We start from the raw sequence: 26,010 nt of genomic DNA, 5'->3' as shown, positions 1-26,010 counted from the left end.
ACGCGAAAGCAGCTGAGCCCCATGCAGCAGTCAGACGAAAAACAGTACGACGCCCAGTATTTCCGCCGCTGGTACCGCGATGCCGGGCTGGCCGACCCGGCCCGGCTGCGACGCAAGGTCGCACTCGCCGTCACACAGGCCGAGTACTACCTGGAGCGGCCGATCCGCAGCGTGCTGGATATCGGCTGCGGCGAAGCTGCCTGGCGCGCCCCCTTGCTGGCGCTGCGGCCCAAGCTCAGCTACCTGGGCTTCGACAGCAGCGCATACGCCTTGCAGCGCTACGGACGCAGCCGTCAGATCCACCCTGCCCGCTTTGGCGATTTCGCCTGGCTACGTCCCTGCGCACCGGTGGACCTGCTGATCTGCTCGGACGTGCTGCATTACGTGCCCACGCGCGAATTCAACCAGGGCCTGCCGGGGCTGGCCGACATGTGCGCAGGCGTGGCGTTTCTCGAGACGTTTGCGCAGGAAGACGCATTCGAAGGCGACCACGACGGCTTTCAGCCACGACCGGCGCGCTGGTATCGCAAACGCTTTGCCAGCGTCGGCTTCGCCGCGCTGGGTTCGCATTGCTGGTTGTCGCCGCAGTTGGCAGGTGAGGCGTCGGCGCTGGAGCATGGTTGACGCGGCGTTGGCTGTTTGAGGCAGTTATCGTGTGTAGCGTCGCTCCGTACCCTCACCAATCTCCCGCAGGGAGAAGGGCTTACTCCTGTCAGACCCGCCGTTACCCTGCGGGCGAGCGCGATCTTCCAGCCCAGCGAGCTGTTCCTTCTCCCACCGGGAGAAGGTGCCCCGCAGAGGCGGATGAGGGTACGGACGAAGCCACAGCAAGTTGGATGCACATGTGGCTTCGCCCGTACCCTCACCCCCCTCTCCGGCAGGGAGACAGAGGCTTACCCCGCCGGCGAACGCGATCTTCAAGCCGTGCGAAGCCGCTCGAAAGACCACGACCAGCGGCAGCTAAAGCTGCTTACGCCTGCCCTAGCTTTTGTGACAGCCTCTACCGTCCGGAGCCCCATTAAGGTGCAAATGCGCCAAACCCGGTATGCTGCGCGGCAGCAAAACCGCACGGATGGGTGGAATGCTTTATCAACTGCATGAGCTGACCCGCAATCTGCTAGCCCCCTGGGTGCATCAGGCCCAGGCGAACGCCAAGATGTTTTCCGACCCCGACAGTCTGTGGGCCTCGCTTCCCGGCGCCGAACGCATGGCGGCCAGCAATGAGCTGTTCCATCGGCTGGGCAAGGAATACGAAAAGCCTGCCTGGGCGCTGGACGATGTCGAGGTCGACGGCCACTCGCTGCCGATCATCGAACGTGAGGTCCTGAGCAAGCCGTTCTGTCGCCTGCTGCGCTTCAAGCGTTTCAGCGACCACGTCGAGCTGATCGGCAAGATGAAGGAGCAACCGGCCGTGCTGGTGGTGGCGCCGTTGTCCGGCCATCACGCCACGCTGCTGCGCGACACCGTGCGGACCCTGCTGCGCAACCACAAGGTCTATGTGACCGATTGGGTGGACGCGCGCATGGTGCCGCTGGAAGCCGGTGCATTCCGGCTCGAGGACTACATCACCTATATCCAGGACTTCATCCGCCATATCGGCGCCGAACGCCTGCATGTGGTGAGCGTGTGTCAGCCCACCGTGCCGGTGTTGGCGGCGGTGTCGTTGATGGCGACCAACGATGAGCCCACGCCGCGCTCGTTGGTGATGATGGGCGGTCCGATCGATGCACGCCGCAGCCCCACCCAGGTCAATAACCTGGCGACGGAAAACGGCATCGAGTGGTTCCAGAACAACCTGATCCACACCGTGCCGTTCCCGTATCCGGGACATGGCCGCCAGGTGTATCCGGGCTTTTTGCAGCACGCCGGTTTCCTGTCGATGAACCCCAATCGGCACGTGATGTCGCACTGGGATTTCTACACCGATCTGGTCAAGGGCGATTTGCAGGATGCGCAGGCGCATCGGCAGTTCTACGACGAGTACAACGCCGTGCTTGACATGCCGGCCGAATACTATTTGGACACGATTCGCGTGGTGTTTCAGGACTTCCTGCTGCCGCAGGGCAAGTGGAAAGTGGACGGCCAGCTGGTCAAGCCGTCGGCGATCCGCAACACCGCCTTGTTGAGCATCGAGGGCGAACTGGACGACATCGCCGGCCTCGGCCAGACCGAAGCGGTGCACGATCTGTGCACCGGTATCGATGCGGCGCACCGCCGCCATCTGGTGGTGGAAGGTGCCGGCCATTACGGCATCTTCAGCGGCCGTCGTTGGCGCGAAGTGGTCTACCCGCAGGTGCGGGAGTTCATTGCGCGCTATGACGCAGACCCGGTCGGCAGCCGCGACCCGGCCACCGTCACGCCGATCCGCAAACGCGGCAAGCGCGCCTGATCTGCACAACAAAAAATCCCCGGCATGTCCGGGAATTTTTTTTTATGCTGAAAAATCGAGAGGCAATTTAAAACGTGTCATGCAAAGTGCGCTGCGCTAAGGCCACGCGCGTGTTGCACGCCACCCTCGATCATCACGCCTCCGCATCACCGCTTTTGACCAGCAGATGCTTGGCCAGCATGCCGTGCAACGTGCCTATCCCGCGTGCCGCATGCAGGGTGACGAACAGCAACAACACCCCCAGTAGAGACAACGGCACCACCATCAGCGGCATCACGATCACCTGTCCGTCCCAGGTGATGGACGCTCCTTGATCGAAGAACAGCGCCAGCGGCGCAGCAGTGAGCGTCAACGACACGCTTAGCAGAGTAGTAAACAGCGTGAAGTAGACACTGCCCAACGGCAGCATCAACACGAAGTACAGCAACGTGCTCCAGGTCCGCAGGTCGGTAAACATCGCAGCGATGCGCTGTAGCCAGCCGCCTTGCACGCCCGGATGTTGCGGGCGACGCGGCATGCGCACCCCGAGCAGGGTTTCCACCATGCGTCCTTCCACCAGCGACAACACGCGCACCGAGCCGAAGAACAGCACCAGCAGCGGCACGCCGATGATCAGGATCAACAGGCCCAGCGACAGGCTGACCCCGGTGACCACCCAGGTGAAATAGAACACGCCGGTGAGTAGCGACAGCAACATGTAGAACAGTGCGCCATAGGTGCGCGGGTCGGCGGCCACGCCAAAGAACTTGCCGATCAATGAAGGACGCTTGGGCGGCAGTGGCGGGCGCAACGCGCGGCTGACCGTGACCTCGGTTTCGCGATAGATCTCGGCCACTTCATCGGGCGCACCGTAGCTGGCGGCAACCCCTGCAATGACGTCGGCTTCGCTCTTGCCGCTCTGTTCGGCAAGCTCGGCGCGCAAATATTCTTCGGCGTCGTAAAGCGCATCCTGGATCATCGCCGGGTCGGCACCAACCAGCGCCTGCCGCAGCTGCAGCAGGTAGTCGGCAATGGTGGTCGGCAACGGACGTGTCGGTAAGGTCGTCATCATGGGTGTGTCCCCTGCAGCACTGAATCAACGGAATCACGGGTGGCGCGCCAGGCGGCGGTCCATTGGCGCAGGCAGTCACGCCCGCTGTCGGTAATGCGGTAGTAGCGGCGTGGCGGCCCCGATGCGGACGGCTCGATATGGCTGTGCAACAGTCCCGCCCCTTCCAGATTGCGCAACACCGGATACAAGGCACTCTGCTTGCCGCTCAGCACGCCTTCCAGATGCTCGAGCCGCTTGGCAATCAGATAGCCGTACAGCGGTTCGTCGGCCTGGGCCAGCACCGCCAGCAAAGCCAGCGACACGGTGCCGGCACTCAGCTCCTTCTGGAATTTGCGTAGGTGGACATCCGGCTCGGTCATCGGTCATCTCCGCTAGGTCGAAGGTGATGCTATGTAGAACCTAGCTATAGCGAATGTGCCGGTAGTCATGGGCGGGGAGTGGGGAGTCGGCAGTGGGGATTCGCAAAGGCCAAGGCCGAGGCTTGGTCGGCCGGCCACGCTTGAGCAATTGTTGGTATCGCAATGAAGTCACCGCATCCCGCATCGCCGCCATTGCGAATCCCCACTGCCCAATCTCCAATCCCCGCTCCACTAGCGCTCGCCTGCGCAAACCCTAGTGCGTTCATGAGCTTAGAACCTTTGGGTTACTGCCTTTCTGGCGCGGCTTTACTACAGTCGACGTCCCCCGTGCCGATAAGTTTCGCTCAGGGGTTTTTCACTTTTCGATGGGGCAACACGATGCAATTGACACGCTTGGCGCAGCCGGCCATGGCTGAAACTTCTTTTGGAGCCACCCGGCGCCTGTGCCTTGCGATCGGGTTGGCGCTGCCGGTACTGGGCTTTGCGCAGACACAACCGGCGCCGGCCAATGCCGAACAGACCCAGCCGGAACCCGCCAAGCCGCCGGTCACCGCCGCGCCCGCCAAGGGCTATCCGCTCGAAGCGCAGGGCTGGGGCGCCAAACAGGGCGGCAACATGTGGCAGGTGCGCTGGGCCGAAGACTGGTCGTATCTGAAGGATCCGTCCAAGCGCAAGAGCCCGTTCGACCCGCTCAAGTACATCCCGCTCAATGCATCGGGCGATGTCTACGTCTCGCTCAGCAACGAGCTGCGCGTGCGCAGCAATACCATCACCAATCCCGGTCTGATTCCCGGCAGCCATTCGCAGCAGCAGTATCTGTTCCGCGCGTTCTTCGGTGCGGACCTGCATGTGGGCGAGCACTTCCGTCTGTATACGGAACTGGCGCACGGCAGCCTGGATGGACGCAACGAAGGCGCCAAGACCGGCACCCAGGAAAACAACGCGATCCTGCAACAGGTGTTCTTCGACGTGAAGGGCAACATCGGCGGCGGCGCCGACACCGGCCTGCGTGTCGGCCGTCAGGTGTTCGTCGACGGCCCGACCACATTGATGGCGCTGCGCGACAACACCGATATCTTCGTGACCTTCAACGGTGTGCGCGCCTGGGCCATCGGCGAAAAGACCCGCGTGGATGTGTTCGATTTCAACTTCAACCTGGATGGCACCGAAGGATTGGGCGACGACCGCATCGACCGCTCGCGGCATTTCCGCGGCGTGGTGGGTGGCTATCGGTTGCCGACCGCCAAGCCGATGTATCTGGAGCCGTTCTTCTACCAGTTCCGCAACGACAATCAGCTCTGGGGCCGCCAGACCGCCGAAGAAAATCGCAACTATTACGGCCTGCGGTTGTGGGGCAACGTGGGCAAGCTGCGCACCGATTCGTTCGTGACCGTGCAGCGCGGCAGCTTCGGCGGACGCGACCTGCGCGCCTATATGGCCAGCACTTCCAATGCGTGGACGCTGAGCGACAGCGGCTGGAAACCGCGCCTGGGCTTCCATAGCGAAATCGCCTCCGGCGGCGGCGGCACGTCCGGCACCGGCACGCTGCGCAATAACAATTTCCTCTATGGCAACACGATCTACTTCAGCTGGGCCACGTTCTTCGGCCCGGTGAACCTGGTCACTGCTGCGCCGACATTCACGTTCTCGCCCACCTCCAAGCTCACCGTGAATTTGGAATGGGAAACCCTGTGGCGTCAGACCACCAGCGATGCGATCTACAACAACCAGGCACGCGCCTACGCACGCACCCAGAGCACCGGCGAGCGTCGCATCGGCACCATGCCGCGTATCAACGCCACCTGGAACATCGATCCGAACTGGTCGGTGACCTTCCGCGCCGAGCACCTGATGGCCGGTCCAGCGCTGGAAAAAGCCGGCTACGGCGATTCGACCTTTGTGATGGGGTGGTTGAACTTCCGCTTCTAAACGCGGTGTTTGGTCAGCGCGCTGCACTGCGCTGACTCGAGGTGCAGGCGTTTTGTTTTAAAAAGTCGTTGCTCGATCACATGCCGCGTCCCGCAAGGACGCGGCATGTTGGTTTTCAGCGCTGGTGTGTCTGATGGCCACGCACTTTTCGCAGGCTGCACGCTGCACGCTGCACGCTGCACGCAACAGACAAACGCTGCGTTCGGTCACGTGTGGCGACTGATTGTCGCGCGGCTCCAACGGTCGACCGATGCCGTAACTAGCTGCTTTGCACATGCAACCGCGGTACACATCCACAATCGGCCTGCCCATGCCAGCGCCATCGAAAAAGCGCGTTTCTTACTGAATCGACGTCGCCCGGCGCTCTGCCGCAAGCGCACTGCCCGCCAACGGCCAGCGGTCGTCAGCCGCGTTTCCTTCTGGCCGTGCGTACTGCCGCAGCAGCAGGCTATTGCCGTCAGGGCCCGGCTGCAGCGCACGTGCCTGCCCGCGTAGCGCAGGTGGCAGGTCGGCAATCCGCTGCGCGAGCGGCCTTTCATCGGCGGGGTGATCGCGCAGCCACTGCAGCGCCGACAGCGCGCGCAGTGCAGCGGCGGTGTCCTGCATCTTGTGCTGGTAATTGGCGTAGTCCGGCTGCCCTGCACTTGCCAGCAAACAGCCCATCGCATTGGCGACGCAAGCCACCGATGCCGTTTGAGGGGCAGGAATCCATGCCTGCGGCACCGGCTGATCCTGCGCCAGCAAGGTGCGCACCGGTGCGCTGCAGGCCCAGGTATAGGTGGGTGCGAGCAACGCCTGGGTGCGTTCCTGATCGAACATGCGCAGCGACATGCGCTCTTCCCAGGACAGGTTTTCACCTTGCGTGAGCACCTTTTCCTGCAGAAGCGAAAACGCCATGCGCGACTCACCGTGCAAGGCGTTGCACAGCGCAATGTCCTCCACCGCCAGCGGCGCAAAGGCAGTGGCGCACTGCGCCGGCAACGGGTGCTGCGCAGGCAGTTCGGCCAGCATGTCGGCGAACAGATGCGCATTGCCGCGCAACATCGCCGCGCCGATCAACGGCATCACCAGATTGTCGCCACTGCGCAGCAACACTCGCGCAGTCTGCGCATCGGCGCAGACACCCGCTAACGCCTGCAAGGTATGTCCCTGCACGAAATCCACTGCGTTGCCGGTCATCGATAACGGCAACCGTGGTGGCTCCGGCAGCGGTGCGTTGATGTCTGCGCGGAACGGGCTGCGGTAGTCGGCGTACTCGGCCAGCGCACGCAGTCTGGCCAACAACGGCGCCTGGGCGGCCAGCGCATCGGCATAGGCCTGCGGGTGCTGACGCACGCGCTCCAGACAGCCTCCGGCGCTGGCACTGCACAGCGCGGGCGCAGACGATGGCCAGCGCGGCGAGCCTGGAAGAAGCGGCGCAGCGCTCTGAAAGGGGCTACCTGCCGGCAACCGGTTGAACCGTTCCACATCCTCGGCCAGCAAGTGCTCCCGCTGCGCCTCGGGCATGGCGTACGACAGCGACCAGAGTGCGACAAACATATTGGTTCCGCGCAACGGCGGCGGCGGTTGACGCAGCTGCGCCAGCGCCTGGCGTTGCGCCTCAGGAATCGGCCAGCGTTTGGAGACCGCATACAGCGCCACCAATGCTGCCAGCAGGATGCAAACACCCAGCAACGCCGACTTGAGAAACCTGACAAGCATGCGTGTTCAACCTTCCCTGGAGAGGGAGCCATCTTAGTAGCGATAGCGCGCGCAGGCGACAACTGAGCGAAGGCACATCGACACAACGAGAGCGAGGTATTTCAGGATGCAAAAACATCGACAGCCGTTCGACCGACAAACGCGACGGGCTAGGCCAAGACACCGCATTCCTGACCACCCGCCGAAAGCCCGTGTTTCACTTGAGCAAAGCGGCACCAGCGCCGGTCACCCAGGCAGTCGCGGCTGTCATACGCGCATCCAGCGACGCGCGTCCCTTCTCCTGGCGGGAGTAAGAGGTGACCTACTGCAGCCGTGGCCACTCGACGTCTCACTGCTCGATGGCAACGTTGCACCACGCAGCAATGCATCTTTTACCAATCCCCACTGCCCAATCCCGAATCCCGGCCTCCCCTGCACCGGACGCGGCCGAATGCCTACACTACGCAGATGTCTGAATCCCCCACTCCGCACACCCGCCCTTCCCTGCAACGCGTGTTTCTGACCGGGTTGCTCACCTTGCTGCCGGTCTGGCTGACCTGGGTGGTGGTGAAGTTCGTCTTTTCGCTGCTCTCTGGCATCAGCAGCCCGTGGGTGGTACCGCTGTCCGGGCGTATCGCTGCCTCGTTTCCTGATTACCTGGGCTGGATCAAGGCGCTGTGGGTGCAGAACACCATCGCCTTGGTCGCCACGGTGGCGGCGATCCTGTTCGTCGGCATCCTGAGCCGGCGGGTGATCGGCCAGCGTCTGCTGCGCTGGTTCGAGGCGATCATGCGGCGCATCCCGCTGGCCAGCGTGGTCTACGACAGCGCGCGCAAATTGCTCGACATTCTGCAGACCCAGCCCGGCAGCACGCAGCGCGTGGTGCTGATCGACTTCCCGCATCGCGACATGAAGTCGGTCGGCCTGGTCACGCGCGTGATCAAGGAGCAAGGCACCGGCCGCGAGCTGGCGGCGGTGTATGTGCCGACCACGCCCAACCCCACCTCCGGCTATCTGGAAATCGTGCCGGTGGAGCTGCTCACGCCCACCGACTGGACTGTGGATCAGGCAATGAGTTTCATCATCTCCGGCGGCGCGGTTTCGCCGGAGTCGGTTCCCTTTACCCGTACTGCGGATCGCTGACGCCATGACACACACGCGTACCCTCGACGATCGTGCGGTCCGCCTGTTCATTGCCTTGGCGGCGTTCTTCTGCGTCAACGCGGCGCTGGCCGAGTTCATCGGCGTCAAGATCTTCGCGCTGGAAGACACGCTCGGCATCGCACCGCTGAACTGGAATCTGTTCGGGCAGACCGGCTCGCTCAGCTTCACCGCCGGCACCTTGTTATGGCCGGTGGTGTTCATCATGACCGACACCATCAACGAGTTCTTCGGCAGCCGCGGGGTGCGTTTCATCTCGTGGGTGGCGGTGGCGCTGATCGGCTACGGCTTCGTGTTTGCGTTCGCGGCGATTGCCCTGGCACCGGCCGGCTGGTGGGTGACCGCAGCACAGAGCCAGGGTGTGCCGGACTATCAGGCCGCATTCGCCGCGGTGTTCGGGCAGGGCTTGTGGACGATCGGCGGCTCGCTGGTGGCGTTTCTGTTCGGCCAGTTGATCGACGTGTCGGTGTTCCATCGCATCCGCAAGGTCACCGGCGAAAAACACGTGTGGCTGCGTGCCACCGGCTCTACCGCGGTGTCGCAGTTGGTGGACAGCTTCGTGGTGATCTACATCGCCTTCGTGCTTGGCCCGCAACATTGGTCTATCGACCAGTTTCTGGCGGTGAGCACGCTCAACTACATCTACAAGATGGGCTTTGCGATCGCCCTGATTCCGCTGCTGTACCTCGCGCGTCGCGCCATCAGCGCGTATCTGGGCGCCGATCGCGCCGAGCAGCTGCGCGAAGAAGCCGCTGCCGACTAAGAGCAGCTCGCAAAACGACCGTACTCACCACCAGGCGGGCGCGGCCGGTGTTCGGTGCGGCATGGACCGCGCGTACATGCTGACTCTGAGTGTGCCGTCCACACCCACCTGACGACTGCTCGCTAGGTTTCGTTAGCCGCTCTGAAGGCGGCACCTCGCCCACCCACTGCCTGCCGGTGACCGGCAGTGCCCGTGGCAGCACGCTGCGCGGTGCGTTATCGCAGCGCACCATTCCAGCGATGCACTGTGCCTGCCCGTGCCGCATCTGAATTGCATGTGCGCCGCATGCCCCGGATAGCTGGCCGTAACGGTGCGGATCGGGCAAGCTCCCCGCTCGCTTGTTTCCGGAGCCGGTAATGCCCCTCAGCTTTTCCCGCCTGCTGTCGCTGGTCCTCGCCGCTGTGTTGAGCCTGTCAGTGGCAGCGCCCGCCGATGCGGCCAAGAAAAAGACCGCCAAGGCACAGACCTCGCAAACGCGCGCGAAGGCGAGCAAAGGCAAGAAGACCACCAAGCCGGCGGCCAAGGCCTCGAAGACGGCCAAGGGCAGCAAGGCCGCCAAGGCCAGGCCACGCGCAGTCGCAGCGCCAGTGGTGCTGACCAAGGCCCAGCAGCTCAACCTGCTCTACGACCAGTACTGGGACGCCTCGCTCAAGCTCAATCCGCTGCAGGCCACCTTCCAGGGCGAGAGCCGCTACAACGACCAGCTGCCCAACTTCCTCTCGCCAGCGTTCCGCCAGCAATCGCATGATTTCACCGTGCTGTGGCTGGGCAAGGCCGAAGCGCTGGGGCCGGACGGCCTGAGCGGTCAGGACCTGCTCAGCTACCAGATCTTCGTGCGCGATGCGCGCAGTGCGCTGGCCGCCGAGCAGTTCCCCAGCTGGATGCTGCCGATCAACCAGTTCTACAACATCGCCAGCATTGCGGTGGTGCTCGGTTCCGGCACCGGCGCGCAGCCGTTCAAGACGGTCAAGGATTACGACAACTGGTCGCGGCGTGCGCTCGGCATTCCCGACCTGTTCGACCAGGCCATCACCAACATGCGCGCCGGCATGCAGGCCGGCGTGGTGCAGCCCAAGGTGCTGATGCAGAAAGTGCTGCCGCAACTGGATGCGATCATTGCGCGCAGCGCCGAAGACAGCCTGTTCTGGGGGCCGATCCGCAACCTGCCGGCCGATATGCCCGAGGCCGACAAGCAACGCCTCACCGCCGAGTACAAGCGGATGATCGAGGTGCGCATCCTGCCGGCGTATCGCGCGCTGCGCGGCTTTATCGCCACCGAATACCTGCCCGCCTGCCGCGACACCGATGGCTTGGCGGCGCTACCCAACGGCGCGGCGTGGTACGCCTACGACGTGCGTCAGAGCACCACCTCCGACCTGAGCCCGGAGCAGATCCATCAGATCGGGCTGGACGAGGTCGCGCGCCTGCAGGGCGAGATCGCCGCGCTGGCCAAGCAGGTCAAGTTCCGCGGCAACCTGCCCAAGTTCTACAAGTTCATGCAGACCGACAAACGCTTCAGTTTCCGCAGCGACACCGAGCTGCTGGGGTATTACCGTGGCCTGCAGGGGCGCGTGCAAGGCGCGGTGCCGCGCCTGTTCGCCAGCCAGGACATGCCGCCGCTGGAAGTGCGCGCGGTGGAACCGCAGCGCGCACAAGCGGCGGCCAGCGGCTCGTACATGCGTCCCAGCGTCGGTGGCAGCACTGGCGCCACGCCGGGCATCTTCTACGTCAATACCTCCGACCTGCCCTCGCGCAAGACCTGGGAAGCGGAGAGCCTGTACCTGCACGAGGCGATTCCCGGCCACCATTACCAGCTCGGGCTGCAGCAGCAGTTGACCGACCTGCCCAAGTTCCGTCGGCTCGGGGGCGAGACCGCCTACATCGAAGGATGGGGCTTGTATGCCGAATCGCTGGGCCGGGAGTTAGGGCTGTATCAGGACCCGTACAACACCTACGGCTATCTGCAGAATGCGCTGTGGCGCTCGATCCGGCTGGTCGCCGATACCGGCCTGCACAGCAAGGGATGGACCCGCACCCAGGCCATCGACTACATGCTGGACAACTCGGCGATGAGCCGCATCGACGCCGAAGCCGAAGTCGACCGCTACATGGCCATCCCAGGTCAAGCACTGGCCTACAAGGTCGGCGAGATGAAGATCGCGCAGCTCCGCGAGCAGGCGCAGCGCGAGCTGGGGCCGCGCTTCGACATCCGCGCCTTCCACACCGAAGTGCTCAAGGATGGCTCGGTGCCGCTGGAGATCCTGCAGGACAAGATCCAGCGCTGGATCGCAGCGCAGAAAGGCTGAGGGCAACGCTTGCGGCCGATGCAAGGGTTATCGGCGGTCGCGGTCAGGCCGGTGTTAGGCCTGGGTGCGGATCTGCGCTTGGCATGCGTCGCGCAATACCGGCATGACGTGCCGGTTGCGGTTGCCGGTGCCGGTGCCGGTGCCGGTGCCGGTGCCGCAGCGGCCACGCTCGCCGATTGTGAGGCGCGTCATCAAGACGCGCCATCGATAACGGTGGCGCCCTCAATCCACCGCCCGCGCCGCGGCCAATGCGGCGATATCGCGCGGCGTGGTGCGGCAACAGCCACCGATCAACCGCGCGCCTGCGGCCAGCCACTGCGTGTGCTGGTCCGCCAGGCTGCACGCGGGCGCATCGCCGGCATGCCAGCGTTTGTCGCCAGCGTCGTAGTGCTCGCCCGAGTTGGGATACACCACCAGCGGCAAGGCGGTCAGCGCCGATAGGCGCTGCAATGCGGCGGTGACCTGATCCAGCGCAATACAGTTGATCCCCACCGCGATCACCTGTGCGCAGGCATCCAGCGCCGGCATCACCTGCGCCAGCGGCGTGCCATCGCTCAGATGGTCGGCATCGCGCAAGGTGAAAGAGAACCACGCATGCAGCTGCGGAAACTCTTCCAGCAGCAGGCGTAACGCCACGATCTCGTTCGACGAGGGCAGCGTCTCGCAGGCCAATACATCCACACCCGCGGCAGCCAGCGCGGCAATGCGTGGGCGATGGAACTCCATCAGCTGCGCCAGCGGCAATGCGTAGTCGCCACGGTATTCCGAGCCATCGGCCAGATACGCGCCATATGGCCCGACTGAGCCTGCCACCCACAACGGCGCAGCGTCCGGCTGCGCCTGCAGATGGTCAGCGCGCGCCTGTGCGGCAAGGGCCACGCTACGGGCGATCAAGGCTTGCGATTGCGCCAGATCCAGCCCGCGCGCCGCAAAGCCCAGCGGCGTGGCCTGGTAACTGGCAGTGATCGCGCATTGCGCGCCGGCAGCGAAGTAGTCGCGGTGCACCTGATAGATCAGCTCAGGTTGCTCCATCAGCACGCGCGCCGACCACAACGCGTCGTTGAGATCGCAGCCGCGTTGTTCCAGTTCGGTGGCAAGCGCGCCATCCAGCAGCACATAGCCATCGTGCTGGAGCGCCGCACTGAACGGCGCAGTTGCGCGCGGCTGGCGGGGAAGAATCGTCATGTGTGCAGTCTCCTGGCCGCGAGCCATTGGGTCAGTGCATAGGCGCCGTAACACAGCGCCACAAATGGAATGCCGCACCACAGCGCGATGCGCTGTTGCGGATCGAATGCCAACCCGATGCAGGCCAGCAAACACAGCGAGAATCCAAGGATCGGCGTCCACGGATACCACGGCGCGCGATAGGCCAGCGTCTCCAAGGCAATCCCGTCGCGGACCAGCTGCTGACGAAAGCGGTAATGCGATGCGCAGATGCTTAGCCACACCACCACCACCGCAAAGCCGGACACTGCGGAAATCGCAACGAATACCGTCTCGGCCGCGTACACGCCGGTGAGCAGGGCCAGCAGACCGCCCAGCATGCTCAGCAGCAAGGCCGGCAACGGAATGCCGCGACGGGTCAGCCGCGCAAGGCGTGCCGGCAGCGTGCCTTCGTTGGCCAACGACCACAGCATGCGCGCCGCCGCATACAGGCCGGAATTGGCCGCCGACAGGATCGCGGTCAGGATCACCGCATTCAAGATATCCGCCGCGTACGGAATGCCCAGCAACTCGAACGCGCGCACGAACGGGCTGGTCTCGACGGCCGCCTGGCTGGCGGGCAGCAAGGCAGCAAGCACCAGCACGGTACCCACGAACAGCACTACCAGCCGCACCAGCGTCGTGCGGATCGCCAGCGGAATGGCGCGTGCAGGCTGCGCGGTTTCGCCCGCAGCCACGCCGATCAATTCGGTACCGGAAAACGCGAAGTTCACCGCCACCATCGTCATCAAAATCGGCAAGGTACCGTGCGCAAACCAGCCATCGGCGCGCAGATGACGCAATCCGGGCGCAGGCGCGCCATCGGCCAACGGCAGCAGGCCGATCACCGCCGCGCCGCCCAGCACGATGAACACCAAAATCGTGATCACCTTGATCAATGAAAACCAGAATTCGCCCTCGGCAAACCAACGCGCCGACACCGTGTTCAAGCCGAAGATCAGCGCGCAGAACAACAGACACCATGGCCATGCCGGGCTATGCGGAAACCAGTACTGCATGCAGAACGCAGCGGCAGTCAGGCTCGACCCCAGCGCCACCGTCCAGGTCAGCCAATACAACCACGCCACCACATACCCGGTGGCCGGCCCCAGATAGCGCGCCGCATACACATGAAACGCCCCGGTCTGCGGCATCGCCACCGCCAGTTCGCCCAGGCATTGCATCACCAGATACACCACCAGCGCACCGATCAGATACGCGATCACCGTGCCCAGCGCACCGGTGCTGGCGATGATGTAGCCGGTGTTGAAGAACAGCCCGGTGCCGATCACCCCGCCCAGCGACAACATCACCAGATGGCGCACCTGCATGCTGCGCTGGAACTGCGGTGCGGCGCTGGAAGAAGGGTCTGGCATGCGTCGGTCTGATGGGCGGCGCACCATCCTGCCATGCGCATGCAGGCGAGCACAGCCATGCGGTGGCGAGCTGTGACGCTGTACAAGCACTTCAGGCAGACGCGGGTATGCTCGCGTGCCGATCCTGCGGACTACCGTCATGTCTGACACACGTTACCCGCGCCTGCCTGCAGCGTTGCCGCCCCGCGCACGCTGCTTGCTACCTGCGCAGGCGCCACACCGCCGCGCGCTGGATCTGCGCGAAGCGGTGACGGGGGTTGATCGCAGCCAGCAATACGATCTGTCGGTATGGCAGCGGAGCGCAGCATGAAATTGGCCGGCATCCACCATGTGGCGATCATCGCGGGCGACTACGCGCTTTCGAAACAGTTTTATTGCCAGATCCTGGGCTTGCGCGTGCTCGACGAGCATTACCGCCAGGCACGCGATTCTTGGAAGCTGGATCTCGCGCTGCCCGACGGCGGCCAGATCGAGCTGTTCTCGTTCCCCAACGCACCGCTGCGCCCCAGCCGCCCGGAAGCACGCGGCCTGCGTCACCTGGCCTTTCGCGTAGAAGACCTGGATAGCGCGGTGGCGCATCTCAACGCCCATGGCGTCATCACCGAAGACATCCGCATCGACGAATACACCGGCCGGCGTTTCACCTTCTTCGCCGATCCGGACGATCTGCCGCTGGAGCTGTACGAGATCGGCTGAGGAACCACCACGCCGGGCATCGGCTCGACGGGCACCGGTTCGACATCCACTCAGCGGCGCTTCGCTAATCGATCCTCCACATGACTTCCGGCCGATGCGGCGCCGCAGCAACGCAATGAAGATCTAAGCATCCCGGGACACAGGAACGTCCATGCTGCAGATTCGTGCGTTGTCCAAGACCTACGCCAACGGCGTGCATGCATTGCAAGGCGTCACGCTGGATATTCCTCGCGGTATGTTCGGATTGCTTGGCCCCAACGGGGCCGGCAAGTCGTCCTTGATGCGCACGCTGGCCACGTTGCAGGAACCCGATGCCGGCAGCGTCAGCCTCGGCTGCGCCGACGGCAGCAGCATCGACGTGCTCAGGGACAAGGACGCGTTGCGCCGCCGACTGGGCTATCTGCCGCAGGATTTCGGCGTGTATCCGAAAGTCAGTGCGCTGGACATGCTCGATCACTTTGCGGTGCTCAAAGGGCTGACCAACCGTGCACAGCGCAAGGAGGTGGTCGAACGTTTGCTGCAACAGGTCAATCTGTGGGACGCGCGCAAGCGCAAGCTCGGCACCTACTCCGGCGGCATGCGCCAGCGCTTCGGTATCGCGCAGGCGCTGCTGGGCAACCCGCAACTGGTGATCGTCGACGAGCCCACTGCCGGGCTGGACCCGGAAGAGCGCAACCGTTTTTTGAACCTGCTGGCCGAAATCGGTGAGAACGTGGTGGTGATCCTGTCCACCCACATCGTCGAAGACGTCACCGACCTGTGTCCGACGATGGCCATCATGAACAAGGGGCAGGTGTTGCTGACCGGGAAGCCGGCCGATGCGATCAACATGCTCAACCAGCAGGTCTGGCGCAAACAGGTCAGCAAGAACGCCTTGCCCGATTACGAAGCGCGCTTCACCGTGTTGTCCACGCGCCTGATTGCCGGCCATCCGGTGATCCATGTGTTCAGCGCCGACTGCCCGGAGCCGGGTTTCGAACAGGTCGCACCCGATCTTGAGGATGTCTATTTCCAGCGCCTGCGCAAGCAAGCGCTGGCTGCCTGACGGAGCGCCGCGATGATCCTGGCGTTCCTGCGCTTCGAGCTGCGCGAACAACTGCGCTCGCCCTTTTTGTGGTTGCTGGCCGCGCTATACGCATTGCTGGCCTTCGCCGCACTCTCCAGCGATGCCGTGCAGATTGGTGGTGGCATCGGCAATGTGCTGCGCAACGCGCCGACCGTCATTGCCAGCGTACTGGCGATCTTCAGTCTGCTCGGTCTGCTGGTGGCTGCCTTGTTCGTCAGCAACGCGTTGCTGCGCGATTTCGAGCTGGGCACTGCGGAGCTGGTGTTTTCCACACCGGTGCGCCGCCGCGATTACCTGGCCGGCCGCATCGGTGCGGCACTGATCGCCGGCACGGTGATGTATCTGGTGATCGCGCTGGGCATGTTCGTGGCGCAGTTCATGCCGTGGATCGACCAGGCGCGGCTGGGGCCAGTCGCGCTGCTGCCATACCTGTGGTCGCTGCTGGTGGTGGTACTGCCCAACCTGCTCTTCACCACCGCGCTGCTGTCGGTGCTGGCGGTGACCACACGCAGCATCCTGTGGGTCTACATCGGCGTCATCGTGTTTTTTGTGTTGTATGGCGTGAGCCGTGCGCTGCTGGCCGATCTGGACAACGTCTGGATCGGCACCCTGGCCGACCCCCTCGGCATCCGCGCACTGTCGCAGACGTTGCGCTATTGGTCGGCCGAACAACGCAACCTGCAGCTCCCTCCGTTGACCGGTTACCTGCTCGCCAATCGCGCCCTGTGGCTGGGTATGAGCGGGCTGTTGTTCACTGCGACCTTCGCACTGTTCCGCACCGAACGCAGCGGCACGCGTCGTCGACGCGGCGCGGCGCCTGCTGCATCCACCAGCGCACAGGCAGCCAGCGTGCGCATCACCACCACCCGCCTCGCCGTGACACCCGCCTTCGCGGCTACCACCGCTTTTCAGCAACTGCTGCGCCAGATCCGTTTCGATACGCTCCGCGTGCTGCGCAGCGCGCCGTTCGTGGTGCTGCTGATCCTGGGCCTGGCCAACTTCATCCCGACCGCCCTGTTCAATGCGCGCATTTACGGTACCGCCGTGCTACCGGTCACCTCGTTGATGCTGCAAGCACTGCAGAACAGCTACAGCTTTCTGCTGATCATCGTGGTGCTGTTCTATGCCGGCGAACTGGTGTGGAAAGAACGCAGCAACCGCATCGACGGCATCACTGATGCCATGCCGGTGCCGGACTGGGTTCCCCTGCTTGGCAAGTTTGTGGCCTTGCTGGCAGTGATCGCCAGCTTCCAGCTCGCCGGCGCGTTGACCTCGATCGCGCTGCAATTTGGCCGCGGCTACACCACGATCGAGCCACTGCTGTATCTCAAGACCCTGGCGCTTGGCTCGGTGCTGTATGTGCTGATGGGCGGCATGGCCCTGGTGCTGCAGGTACTGAGCAACAACAAGTTCGTCGGCTACGCATTGCTGATGCTGGTATTGATCGGGCAATCGGCGTTGTCGCTGCTCGATTACACCCAGAATCTATACAACTTCGGAGGCTGGCCCAACGCTCCGTATTCGGACATGAATGGCTTCGGCCATTTCCTGCCCGGGCAGTTGTGGTTTCAAGGCTATTGGGGCGTGTTCCTGCTGGCCTTGTTGCTTCTGTCCTCGGCGTTGTGGCCACGCGGCGTCGGCCATGGACTGCGTCAGCGGGTGCGCCTGGCACTGCAGCGCTTGCGCGGCGCGACCGGCGTGGCATTGGCGGTCAGCCTGCTTGGCTTTGCGGCGATCGGCGGCTGGCTGTACTGGAACACCAACGTCTACAACAGTTTCCTGTCGCCGGAGCAGCAGCTAGACCTGCAAGCGCGCTACGAGCGTGATTACAGCAAGTACAGGGACCTGCTGCAGCCGCGCATCATTGCCGTGGATAACCACGTCGACCTGCATCCGGAAACGCAATCGGTGGTGATTGATGCCACCTGGACCGTGCGCAATTCCCATCGCGCGCCAATCAGCGAAGTGCATATCGGCATGCAGGGACGCGCTGGCGACCGAAGCCTGGTCAACGTGGATCTGGGCGGGCAGACGCTGATCACCCACGATCGTGCGGCCGGCTACCGCATCTACCGGTTGCAGCGCCCGCTGCAACCAGGCCAAGAGCGCGTGTTCCGCTTCCGCGTGGACCAGCACCCGCATGGCATTACCGCCGGGCAGGCACAGACCGATCTGGTCGCCAACGGCAGCTTCTTCAATAGTCAGTTATTGCCCTGGTTCGGCTACAACAGCCAAAACGAGATCACCGACCGCAACGATCGCCGCAAGCGTGGTCTGGGTGAGCCCACGCGCATGCCTAAATTGGAAGACCAGGCCGCACGCGCCAACACCTATGTCAGCAACGATGCCGACTGGCTCAGCTTTGCCAGCACCATCTGCACCGCACCGGACCAGATTGCGCTGGCACCGGGCTATCTGCAGAAAGAGTTCCAGCAGGCTGGCAGGCGCTGCTTCCGCTATGTAATGGATCGCCCGATGCTGAACTTCTATGCCTACCTGTCGGCGCGCTGGCAGGTGCGCAAGGCCTACTACAAACAGATTCCGATCGAGATCTATTACGACCCCAAGCACCCGTACAACGTGCAACGCATGATCGAGAGCGTGCAGAAATCGCTGGCCTATGACGAGGCCAATTTCACCCCGTACCAGCATCACCAGGTGCGCATCATCGAGTTTCCGGGCTATGCGGGGTTTGCGCAGTCGTTCGCCAATACCATTCCTTATTCCGAATCGGTCGGTTTCATCGCCGACCTGCGCGACAAGGACGACATCGACTACGTGTTCTACGTCACCGCGCATGAAGTGGCGCACCAGTGGTGGGCGCATCAGGTGATCGGTGCGAATGTGCAGGGCGCCACGATGTTGTCCGAATCGCTGGCGCAGTACTCGGCGCTGATGGTGATGGAGCGCGAGTACGGGCGTGCGCACATGCGCCGGTTCCTCAAGTACGAACTGGACCGTTATCTGGAGGGCCGCGGCGGCGAGATCGTCGAAGAACTTCCGTTGTACCGGGTGGAGAACCAGCAATACATCCACTACCGCAAGGGGTCGCTGGCGTTCTACCGCCTGCGCGAAGAACTCGGCGAGCAGGCGCTCAATCGCGCGTTGCAACGTTTCCTGCAGGCCAAGGCGTTTCAGCAACCGCCGTACACCACCTCGGCCGAGCTGCTGCAGGCGATTCGTGCCGAGGCCCGCCCGGACCAGCAGGGAATGATCACCGACTTGTTCGAAAAGATCACCTTCTACGACAACCGTGTGGTTAGCGCACAGGCCCGCAAGCGCCCGGATGGACGCTTCGACGTGACCGTGCAGGCGCAGGCGGCCAAGTTGCAGGCCGATGGCCGCGGCAAGGAGCATGCGGTGCCGATGGACGACTGGATCGAAGTCGGGATCTACGGTCTGCCCACAGGCAAGAACGCGCCGGTACTGGCGCTGCAGCGGCAGCACGTCACCAGCGCCACGCCCAGCTTCACCCTGACCGTCGACGCCCTACCCATCGAAGCCGGCTTCGATCCCGACAACAAGCTGATCGACCGGGTGCCGGACGACAATCGCAAGCGGGTGTCGCTGCAATAGCGGCAATCGCGGTCACTGGCCGCTGCTCGCTGCTCGGCCAGGACCGGCGACGAGTACAGCCAACGACTGCAAGCGAGCCGAATGATTCCGCGACAGCCGACCTGACGACGCGCCCTGCGCGCATCGTCGACTCAGTCGTATCGAGCAGACTGCGTTCGCCCGTGCTCCCGGATGTCGGACCACGCGCGCCGCACGACGGGGTTTGCCGACTCGGCGCCGGCGCGCAAGCGGTCAGCCTGTGCAGCCGGCGTTCTCAGTGGAGCGGCTCGGCGACGACACCGCAGCCGCGCGGCATGAACGCATCCCGCAGTGCGGCTTTCCGCCACCATACCCCACGGTATACATTCGCCATCAGGCCGCCGACGGCGGCCACAGCAATCCCTGGGAGGGGAATCATGCGCAAGACCTTCAAGACCCTGATGGTGGCCCTGCCGCTGGCGGCCGCTTCGCTGCTGGCCCAGGCGTCCGATTCGCCGGTGGGTCGCTGGAAGACCATCGACGACGAGACCGGCAAGCCCAAGTCGGTGGTGCAGATCGAACAGGCCTCCAACGGCACGTTGAGCGGCAAGGTGGTCGAGATCCTGCAGTCCAACAATGGCCCCAATCCGATGTGCGACAAGTGCGACGGTGCGCTGAAAGGCAAGCCGATCAAGGGCATGACCATCCTGTGGGGCCTCAAGGCCGACGGCACCGCCGTGTGGGGTGGCGGCTCGGTGCTGGACCCGGCCAAGGGCAAGACCTACAAGGCCAAGATCACCCTGACCGAAGGCGGCAAGAAGCTGCAGATGCGCGGCTACGTCGGCATCGAAGCGCTGGGCCGTACGCAGACCTGGGTGCGTGAGTAGCCGGGAATAGGGAATAGGGAATAGGGAATCGGGAATCGCAAGAGCGGGCGTCCTTCGGGGCGCCTTTTTTGCGGACCCGGAGTACCGGCAGGCGAGAAGACCTGACACGCAAAGGTGACCGTCATTGCGCCCCCACAGCCGGCGACTAGCCTGCGCACATCAACAGCGCGACAAACCTGGCCTGCTTCAACCGATTCCCCATTCCCAATTCCCCATTCCCGCCCCTTTCCCGACTAATGCGATAATCGCGTGTCCCCCGCATCACGCCTGCCATGACCCGCACCGCACTTGTCACCACCGCTCTCCCGTATGCCAACGGTCCGCTGCATCTTGGCCACCTGGTCGGTTATATCCAGGCCGATATCTGGGTGCGCGCGCGCCGGTTGCGCGGCGACAAGACCTGGTTTGTCTGCGCCGACGACACCCACGGCACACCGATCATGCTCGCGGCCGAGAAGGCCGGCGTCACCCCGGAAGCCTTCATCGCCAATATCCAGGCCAGCCATGAGCGCGATTTCGCCGCGTTCGGGGTGACCTTCGATCATTACGATTCGACCAATTCGCCGGTCAATCGCGAGCTCACCGAAGCCTTCTACAACAAGCTGGAAGCAGCCGGCCATATCAGCCGGCGCTCGGTGGCGCAGTTCTACGACCCGGCCAAGGGCATGTTCCTGCCGGACCGCTACATCAAGGGGATCTGCCCCAACTGCGGCAGCGCCGATCAGTACGGCGACAACTGCGAAGTGTGCGGTGCCACCTACGCGCCAACCGAGCTGAAGGAGCCCAAATCGGTGATCTCCGGCGCCACGCCGGAGCTGCGCGATTCGGAGCATTTCTTCTTCGAGGTGGGCCATTTCGATGGCTTCCTGCGTGAGTGGCTGGCCGGCGATGTCGCGCTGCCGGGCGTCAAGGCCAAGCTCAAGGAATGGCTGGATGCCGAAGGCGGCCTGCGCGCGTGGGACATTTCGCGCGATGCGCCGTATTTCGGCTTCCAGATTCCCGGCCAGCCGGGCAAGTATTTCTACGTGTGGCTGGATGCGCCGATCGGCTACCTGTGCAGCTTCAAGACGCTGTGCGCGCAGATGGGCGAAGACTTCGACGCGCATCTGGTGGCCGGCACGCAGACCGAGCTGCATCATTTCATCGGCAAGGACATCGTCAATTTCCACGGCCTGTTCTGGCCGGCGGTGCTGCACGGCACCGGCCATCGCGCGCCCACGCGCCTGCACGTCAACGGCTATCTGACCGTGGACGGCGCCAAGATGTCCAAGTCACGCGGCACTTTCGTGATGGCGCGGACCTTCCTGGATGTCGGCCTGGAGCCGGAGGCGCTGCGTTATTACTTCGCGGCCAAATCCTCCGGTGGCGTGGACGATCTGGACCTCAACCTGGGCGATTTCATCGCACGGGTGAATGCCGATCTGGTCGGCAAATTCGTCAACCTGGCCAGCCGCTGTGCCGGCTTCATCGGTAAGCGCTTCGACGGCAAGCTGGCCGACGCGCTGCCCGATCCGGCGCAGTACGACCGCTTCGTCGCCGCGTTGGCGCCGATCCGCGAGGCGTATGAGCGCAACGATGCAGCCAGCGCGATCCGCCAGACCATGGCGCTGGCCGACGAGGCCAACAAGTACATCGACGACACCAAGCCGTGGGTGATCGCCAAGCAGGACGGCGCCGATGCGCAGCTGCAATCGGTCTGCACCCAGGGCCTGAACCTGTTCCGCATCCTGGTCGCTGGCCTTAAGCCGATCCTGCCGCGCACCTGCGCCGAAGCCGAGGCCTTTTTGTCGGCGCCCATGACCAGTTGGGACGATGTGCAGCGCCCGCTCACGGCGCACACGATCCAGCCCTACACCGCCCTGTTCACCCGTATCGACCCCAAACAGATCGACGCCATGACCGACGCTTCAAAAGACACCATGGCCGCACCTGCGGCTCCGGCTGCGACCAACGCCAGCAATGCAACGGTGGCCAAGACCGATGCAAAAGCAACTACGCCGGCCAATCCCCCCGCCTCCGTCTCGAATCCAGGGCTTATTGGCATCGACGATTTCGCCAAGCTCGATCTGCGCATCGGCAAGGTGCTGGTGTGCGAGTTCGTGGAAGGCTCGGACAAGCTGCTGCGCTTCGAACTGGATGCCGGCGAGTTGGGCAAGCGGCAGATCTTTTCGGGCATTCGCGGCAGCTACGGCGAACCGGAAACACTCGTCGGCCGCAGCGTGGTGTTCATCGCCAACCTGGCCCCGCGGAAGATGCGTTTCGGCATCAGCGAAGGCATGATCCTGTCGGCCGGCTTCGACGGCGGCGCGCTGGCGCTGCTGGATGCCGATAGCGGCGCCCAGCCGGGTATGCCTGTCAGGTGAAGCGGGAGTGGGAAGTCTGGCTTGGGATTCGGGATTCGGGATTCGGGATCAGTAGAAGCCAGAGCTGATTGTTGAGGGAGACCTGACACGAGTGCTTGGCGCGTCCCCTCATCCGCCCCTGCGGGGCACCTTCTCCCGCGCGCGGAAGAAGGAGTTAGATCAACGCTGGAGCAGCCCCTCTCCCGCCGGGAGAGGGGTTGGGGTGAGGGTACGTGGCGAAGCCTTGGTACCGTTGCACTTGCACGTGGCTCCATCTGTCCCCTCATCCGCCCCTGCGGGGCACCTTCTCCCGCGCGCGGGAGAAGGAGTTAGATCAACGCTGGAGCAGCCCCTCTCCCGCCGGGAGAGGGGTCGGGGTGAGGGTACGTGACGAAGCCCTGGTACCGTTGCACTTGCACGTGGCTCCGTCCGTTCCCTCATCCGCCCCTGCGGGGCACCTTCTCCCGCGCGCGGGAGAAGGAGTTAGATCAGAGATGGAGCAGCCCCTTTCCTGCATGCGGGAGAAGGGAGATAGATCAACGCTGAGTAGCACCTCCCCCGCATGCGGGGGAGGAGAACAACCAGTCACCGCGCCCTCACCCCATCCCGAATCCCAACTCCCCAATCCCAGCACCCCATGCACCTGGCCCTGTTCGACTTCGACCACACCGTCACCACCTGCGATACCTATGCGCGCTTTCTGCGCAAGGTCGCGACGCCCGCGCAGTTGGCGTCGGCAAAGTGGCAGGTCGGTCCGTGGGTGCTGGGTTATCGGCTGGGCCTGGTGTCCGCTGCGGCGTTGCGTGCACGTGTGACCCGCATTGTCTTCAGCGGGCGCACGCTGGATGAAATGACCGCACACGGCGTGGACTACGCGCGCAGCGCACTGCCGGGCGTCCTGCGTGCAGAGATGATGCAGCGCATCGACTGGCATCAGGCGCAAGGGCACGAGGTGGTATTGGCGTCGGTGGATCTGTATCTGCAGCCGTGGTGCACCCAGCACGGGCTATCGCTGATCTGCAATCGGCTGGAGCACAGCGACGGCCGCCTGAGCGGGCGCTATGCCGACGGCGATTGCGGCCCGCACAAGGCCGCGCAGATTCGCGCACGCTACGATCTGTCGCAGTACGCATGCGTGCATGCCTACGGCGACAGCCGCGAAGACACGCCGATGCTGGCACTGGCGCACCAGCGCTGGTATCGCGGCAATCCGGTGCACTGAGCGCGCATGCCCGACACCGCGCCCACGTTGGTCGAACGGCTCGACCGCCTGCTGCCGCAGACCCAATGCGGTCAATGCGGCTACGACGGCTGCCGCCCCTATGCGCAGGCCATGGCCGACGGGCTCGCCGGTGTCGACCACTGCCCGCCCGGCGGCGATGCGGGCGCGCGGGCCCTGGCGCAGGTGTTGGAGGTACCGGCGCGCCCGTTCGATCGCAGCCGCGGCGCGCACAAACCACAACAAGTCGCCTGGATCGTGGAGGCCGATTGCATCGGCTGCACCAAATGCATCCAGGCCTGTCCGGTGGATGCGATCGTCGGCGGGGCCAAACACATGCATACGGTGATCGCGCCGTTGTGCACCGGCTGCGAGTTGTGCCTGCCGGCGTGCCCGGTGGATTGCATCGAGTTGCACGTCATCGGCTAGGCGCCGCAAGCCAAAGCCGCTGCACCGCCAGCCCAGCACGGCCGGCGCTGGATGCCACAACTGTCGCAGGTGGCTCTGCAGCTGCCGCGCGCAAGCGCTCAACCGATGACACGCGTGCCGCGATGTGCCAGGCACCCGAATGCACGCCGCAAGAATGGCGCGGTCTTGCGGCGTGATCGCAGGCAGGTTCCACGCGCAACGCCCGGCATCGCGGCACCGCCCAAACCACCAGCCCGCCCGACCGGGTCCTACATTCCGTCAGGAACGTCCTGACGCCGCCGGCGCATCCATGCTGCGGCGGCGCCCGTATGAGTAGGCACTCCCATCGAGGAATCGGCCGATGCGCCCATTTGCTGCTGTCGTTGCTGCGCTGGCACTCCGCTGCCGGCCGATTCCGCCATTGTTGCTGCTGGTGCTGGGCAGCGTGCCGCTCAACGCGGTGGCGGTCACGCGGGTGGATGGCGACGTCTTCGATGCCGACAAGGGCGCCCTGCGCTACCGCGAATCGCACTGGCTGCTCGACGGTGGCGGGCGGCTGGTGCTGTACCGCTGCCCGAATGGGCAACCGTTCGCACGCAAACAGGTCGATGGCGGCAGCAGCTCGCCCGACTTCAGCCTGATCGATGGGCGCGATGGCTACCGCGAAGGCGTGCGCACGCGCAACGGCGTGCGCGAGATGTTCCAGCAACAGCCCGGTAAACCCGAACGCAGCACGGCATTACCGGGCGGCAAGGACGAGCGTGTGATCGATGCCGGTTTCGATGCCTATCTGCGCAGCCACTGGGAGGCACTGGCCAGCGCATCGCAACGGGTGGACTTTGTGCTGCCCAGCCTGCAACGGCAGTTGGCGTTCCGGGTCGAACGTCTCGACGACAGCGCCGGCCAACGTCGCTTCCGCATTTCGCTCGATGCCTGGTATGGCGCAGCAGTGCCATCGCTGGAGGTGCGTTACTCCATCGCCAACAAACGCCTGCTCGAGTTCCGCGGCGTGGGCAATCTGCGCGATGCGCAAGGGCGCTACCCGCGCGTGCGCATCGTGTTTGCGGACACCGCTGCGCGTGCTGCCAGCGCGGACGACCTGCGCCAGGCACGCGAGCAGCCGCTGACCAAGAGCTGCAACGCGTCGTGAGCCAGGCCCGCGCCATTTTCACGTTCGACCACGCGCCGTTGCGTACAACGGCCCGGGCATCCATTCCCCGTACAGGAGCACCTCCATGGCAAAAGCTTATCTCTGGCTCAACGCAGTGCTCTACGTCGTCCTGGCGATCTGGTGCACGCTGTCGCCGGCCAAGACCGCAAACGCGGTTGGCTATACCCAGCTGTCGCCGGCCGGGCAATCGGAGTATCTGGTCATCTATGGCGGCCTGCAGTTGGGCATGGCGTTCCTGTTCGGTTACTTCGCCTGGATCAATCAACCGCGCACCGGGCTGCTGGTCGCGCTGGCGTTCTACGTCCCCATCGTGCTGTTCCGCAGCGTCTCGCTGTCGCGCTTGTGGCCGGTTTCCGCACCAACCGTCGCGCTTGCCGGTGTCGAGATCCTGTTGCTGCTCGCCGCCGTGCTGTTGTGGCTGCGCAAGTGACAGACAGCGCCTGCACAGTCCGGTAGCATCGCCCCCACCT

21 protein-coding genes and 1 other RNA gene are annotated in these 26,010 nt (G+C 64.2%); 16 read left to right on the top strand and 6 right to left on the bottom strand.

Annotated elements, in window-relative coordinates; translation table 11 throughout:
• Positions 1–21: 21 nt before the first annotated feature.
• Both RQH86_RS00585 and RQH86_RS00580 read left to right on the top strand, forming a co-directional pair.
• Complete coding sequence (locus RQH86_RS00585; protein WP_082473401.1) at positions 22–624, top strand: class I SAM-dependent methyltransferase; 603 nt, start codon at positions 22–24, stop codon at positions 622–624.
• A gap of 421 nt (positions 625–1,045) precedes the next feature.
• On the top strand, positions 1,046–2,389 hold the full coding sequence (locus RQH86_RS00580) for a polyhydroxyalkanoate depolymerase (RefSeq protein WP_005993627.1): 1,344 nt from the start codon (positions 1,046–1,048) through the stop codon (positions 2,387–2,389).
• 133 nt (positions 2,390–2,522) lie between these two features.
• Here RQH86_RS00580 and RQH86_RS00575 read toward each other — a convergent pair whose 3' ends face one another.
• Entirely contained in the window at positions 2,523–3,437 is a 915-nt protein-coding gene (locus RQH86_RS00575) for a sensor domain-containing protein (RefSeq protein ID WP_311239385.1), read from the bottom strand.
• A complete protein-coding gene (locus RQH86_RS00570) occupies positions 3,437–3,799 on the bottom strand; it encodes a PadR family transcriptional regulator (RefSeq protein ID WP_055845177.1) in 363 nt (120 codons plus the stop codon). Before RQH86_RS00570 ends, RQH86_RS00575 begins: the two co-directional genes overlap by 1 nt.
• A gap of 378 nt (positions 3,800–4,177) precedes the next feature.
• Between RQH86_RS00570 and RQH86_RS00565 the strand changes: the two genes are divergently transcribed.
• Positions 4,178–5,728 (top strand): alginate export family protein, encoded by a 1,551-nt coding sequence (locus tag RQH86_RS00565; protein WP_311239381.1) that lies wholly within the window; start codon positions 4,178–4,180, stop codon positions 5,726–5,728.
• A 339-nt stretch (positions 5,729–6,067) separates the two neighbouring features.
• On the opposite strand, the gene RQH86_RS00560 is transcribed toward RQH86_RS00565, so the two are convergent.
• Positions 6,068–7,429: a hypothetical protein gene (locus RQH86_RS00560; RefSeq protein WP_311239380.1), complete on the bottom strand. Its 1,362-nt coding sequence runs from the start codon at positions 7,427–7,429 to the stop codon at positions 6,068–6,070.
• Positions 7,430–7,876: 447 nt separating this feature from the next.
• Between RQH86_RS00560 and RQH86_RS00555 the strand changes: the two genes are divergently transcribed.
• From RQH86_RS00555 to RQH86_RS00540, 4 genes are all read left to right on the top strand, one after another.
• Entirely contained in the window at positions 7,877–8,551 is a 675-nt protein-coding gene (locus RQH86_RS00555; protein WP_055845184.1) for a DUF502 domain-containing protein, read from the top strand.
• Between the two features lie 4 nt (positions 8,552–8,555).
• Complete coding sequence (locus tag RQH86_RS00550; RefSeq protein ID WP_115561693.1) at positions 8,556–9,332, top strand: queuosine precursor transporter; 777 nt, start codon at positions 8,556–8,558, stop codon at positions 9,330–9,332.
• Between the two features lie 61 nt (positions 9,333–9,393).
• Positions 9,394–9,470, top strand: a non-coding RNA gene (locus RQH86_RS00545) — sX9 sRNA.
• 218 nt (positions 9,471–9,688) lie between these two features.
• Positions 9,689–11,638 carry a DUF885 family protein gene (locus tag RQH86_RS00540; RefSeq protein ID WP_115559471.1) on the top strand — a complete coding sequence of 650 codons (1,950 nt, stop codon included), beginning with the start codon at positions 9,689–9,691 and terminating at the stop codon, positions 11,636–11,638.
• Between the two features lie 54 nt (positions 11,639–11,692).
• On the opposite strand, the gene RQH86_RS00535 is transcribed toward RQH86_RS00540, so the two are convergent.
• Genes RQH86_RS00535 through mmuP form a run of 3 tightly spaced genes read right to left on the bottom strand, consistent with a single transcriptional unit; the run spans position 11,693 to position 14,217 of the window.
• Entirely contained in the window at positions 11,693–11,830 is a 138-nt protein-coding gene (locus RQH86_RS00535) for a hypothetical protein (RefSeq protein ID WP_311239379.1), read from the bottom strand.
• A gap of 30 nt (positions 11,831–11,860) precedes the next feature.
• A complete protein-coding gene (gene mmuM, locus RQH86_RS00530) occupies positions 11,861–12,823 on the bottom strand; it encodes a homocysteine S-methyltransferase (RefSeq protein WP_311239378.1) in 963 nt (320 codons plus the stop codon).
• A complete protein-coding gene (gene mmuP, locus RQH86_RS00525) occupies positions 12,820–14,217 on the bottom strand; it encodes an S-methylmethionine permease (protein ID WP_311239377.1) in 1,398 nt (465 codons plus the stop codon). Before mmuP ends, mmuM begins: the two co-directional genes overlap by 4 nt.
• A gap of 306 nt (positions 14,218–14,523) precedes the next feature.
• On the opposite strand from mmuP, the gene RQH86_RS00520 reads away from it, so the two are divergent.
• The 9 genes from RQH86_RS00520 (at position 14,524) to RQH86_RS00480 (ending at position 25,970) form a co-directional block, all read left to right on the top strand.
• Positions 14,524–14,913, top strand: coding sequence for a VOC family protein (locus RQH86_RS00520; RefSeq protein WP_311239376.1), 390 nt, complete (start codon positions 14,524–14,526; stop codon positions 14,911–14,913).
• A 151-nt stretch (positions 14,914–15,064) separates the two neighbouring features.
• Entirely contained in the window at positions 15,065–15,958 is an 894-nt protein-coding gene (locus RQH86_RS00515; RefSeq protein WP_311239375.1) for an ABC transporter ATP-binding protein, read from the top strand.
• A gap of 12 nt (positions 15,959–15,970) precedes the next feature.
• Positions 15,971–19,555: an ABC transporter permease subunit gene (locus RQH86_RS00510; RefSeq protein WP_311239374.1), complete on the top strand. Its 3,585-nt coding sequence runs from the start codon at positions 15,971–15,973 to the stop codon at positions 19,553–19,555.
• A 395-nt stretch (positions 19,556–19,950) separates the two neighbouring features.
• A complete protein-coding gene (locus tag RQH86_RS00505) occupies positions 19,951–20,400 on the top strand; it encodes a DUF2147 domain-containing protein (protein WP_311239373.1) in 450 nt (149 codons plus the stop codon).
• Positions 20,401–20,672: 272 nt separating this feature from the next.
• On the top strand, positions 20,673–22,763 hold the full coding sequence (gene metG / locus RQH86_RS00500) for a methionine--tRNA ligase (protein WP_311239372.1): 2,091 nt from the start codon (positions 20,673–20,675) through the stop codon (positions 22,761–22,763).
• 616 nt (positions 22,764–23,379) lie between these two features.
• Positions 23,380–23,964 (top strand): HAD family hydrolase, encoded by a 585-nt coding sequence (locus RQH86_RS00495; protein WP_311239371.1) that lies wholly within the window; start codon positions 23,380–23,382, stop codon positions 23,962–23,964.
• 6 nt (positions 23,965–23,970) lie between these two features.
• Entirely contained in the window at positions 23,971–24,390 is a 420-nt protein-coding gene (gene rnfB / locus RQH86_RS00490) for an Rnf electron transport complex subunit RnfB (protein WP_115553356.1), read from the top strand.
• 340 nt (positions 24,391–24,730) lie between these two features.
• Positions 24,731–25,519, top strand: coding sequence for a hypothetical protein (locus tag RQH86_RS00485; RefSeq protein ID WP_311239370.1), 789 nt, complete (start codon positions 24,731–24,733; stop codon positions 25,517–25,519).
• A gap of 85 nt (positions 25,520–25,604) precedes the next feature.
• Positions 25,605–25,970, top strand: coding sequence for a hypothetical protein (locus RQH86_RS00480; RefSeq protein WP_055845219.1), 366 nt, complete (start codon positions 25,605–25,607; stop codon positions 25,968–25,970).
• The last annotated feature ends 40 nt before the right edge of the window (positions 25,971–26,010 follow it).

This window comes from Xanthomonas sp. WCS2018Noco2-27 (genome assembly GCF_031843525.1).
Taxonomy (GTDB): Bacteria; Pseudomonadota; Gammaproteobacteria; order Xanthomonadales; family Xanthomonadaceae; genus Xanthomonas.
Note: the sequence above shows the minus strand (reverse complement) of the source record. Positions and strands in the feature narration are given on the sequence as shown.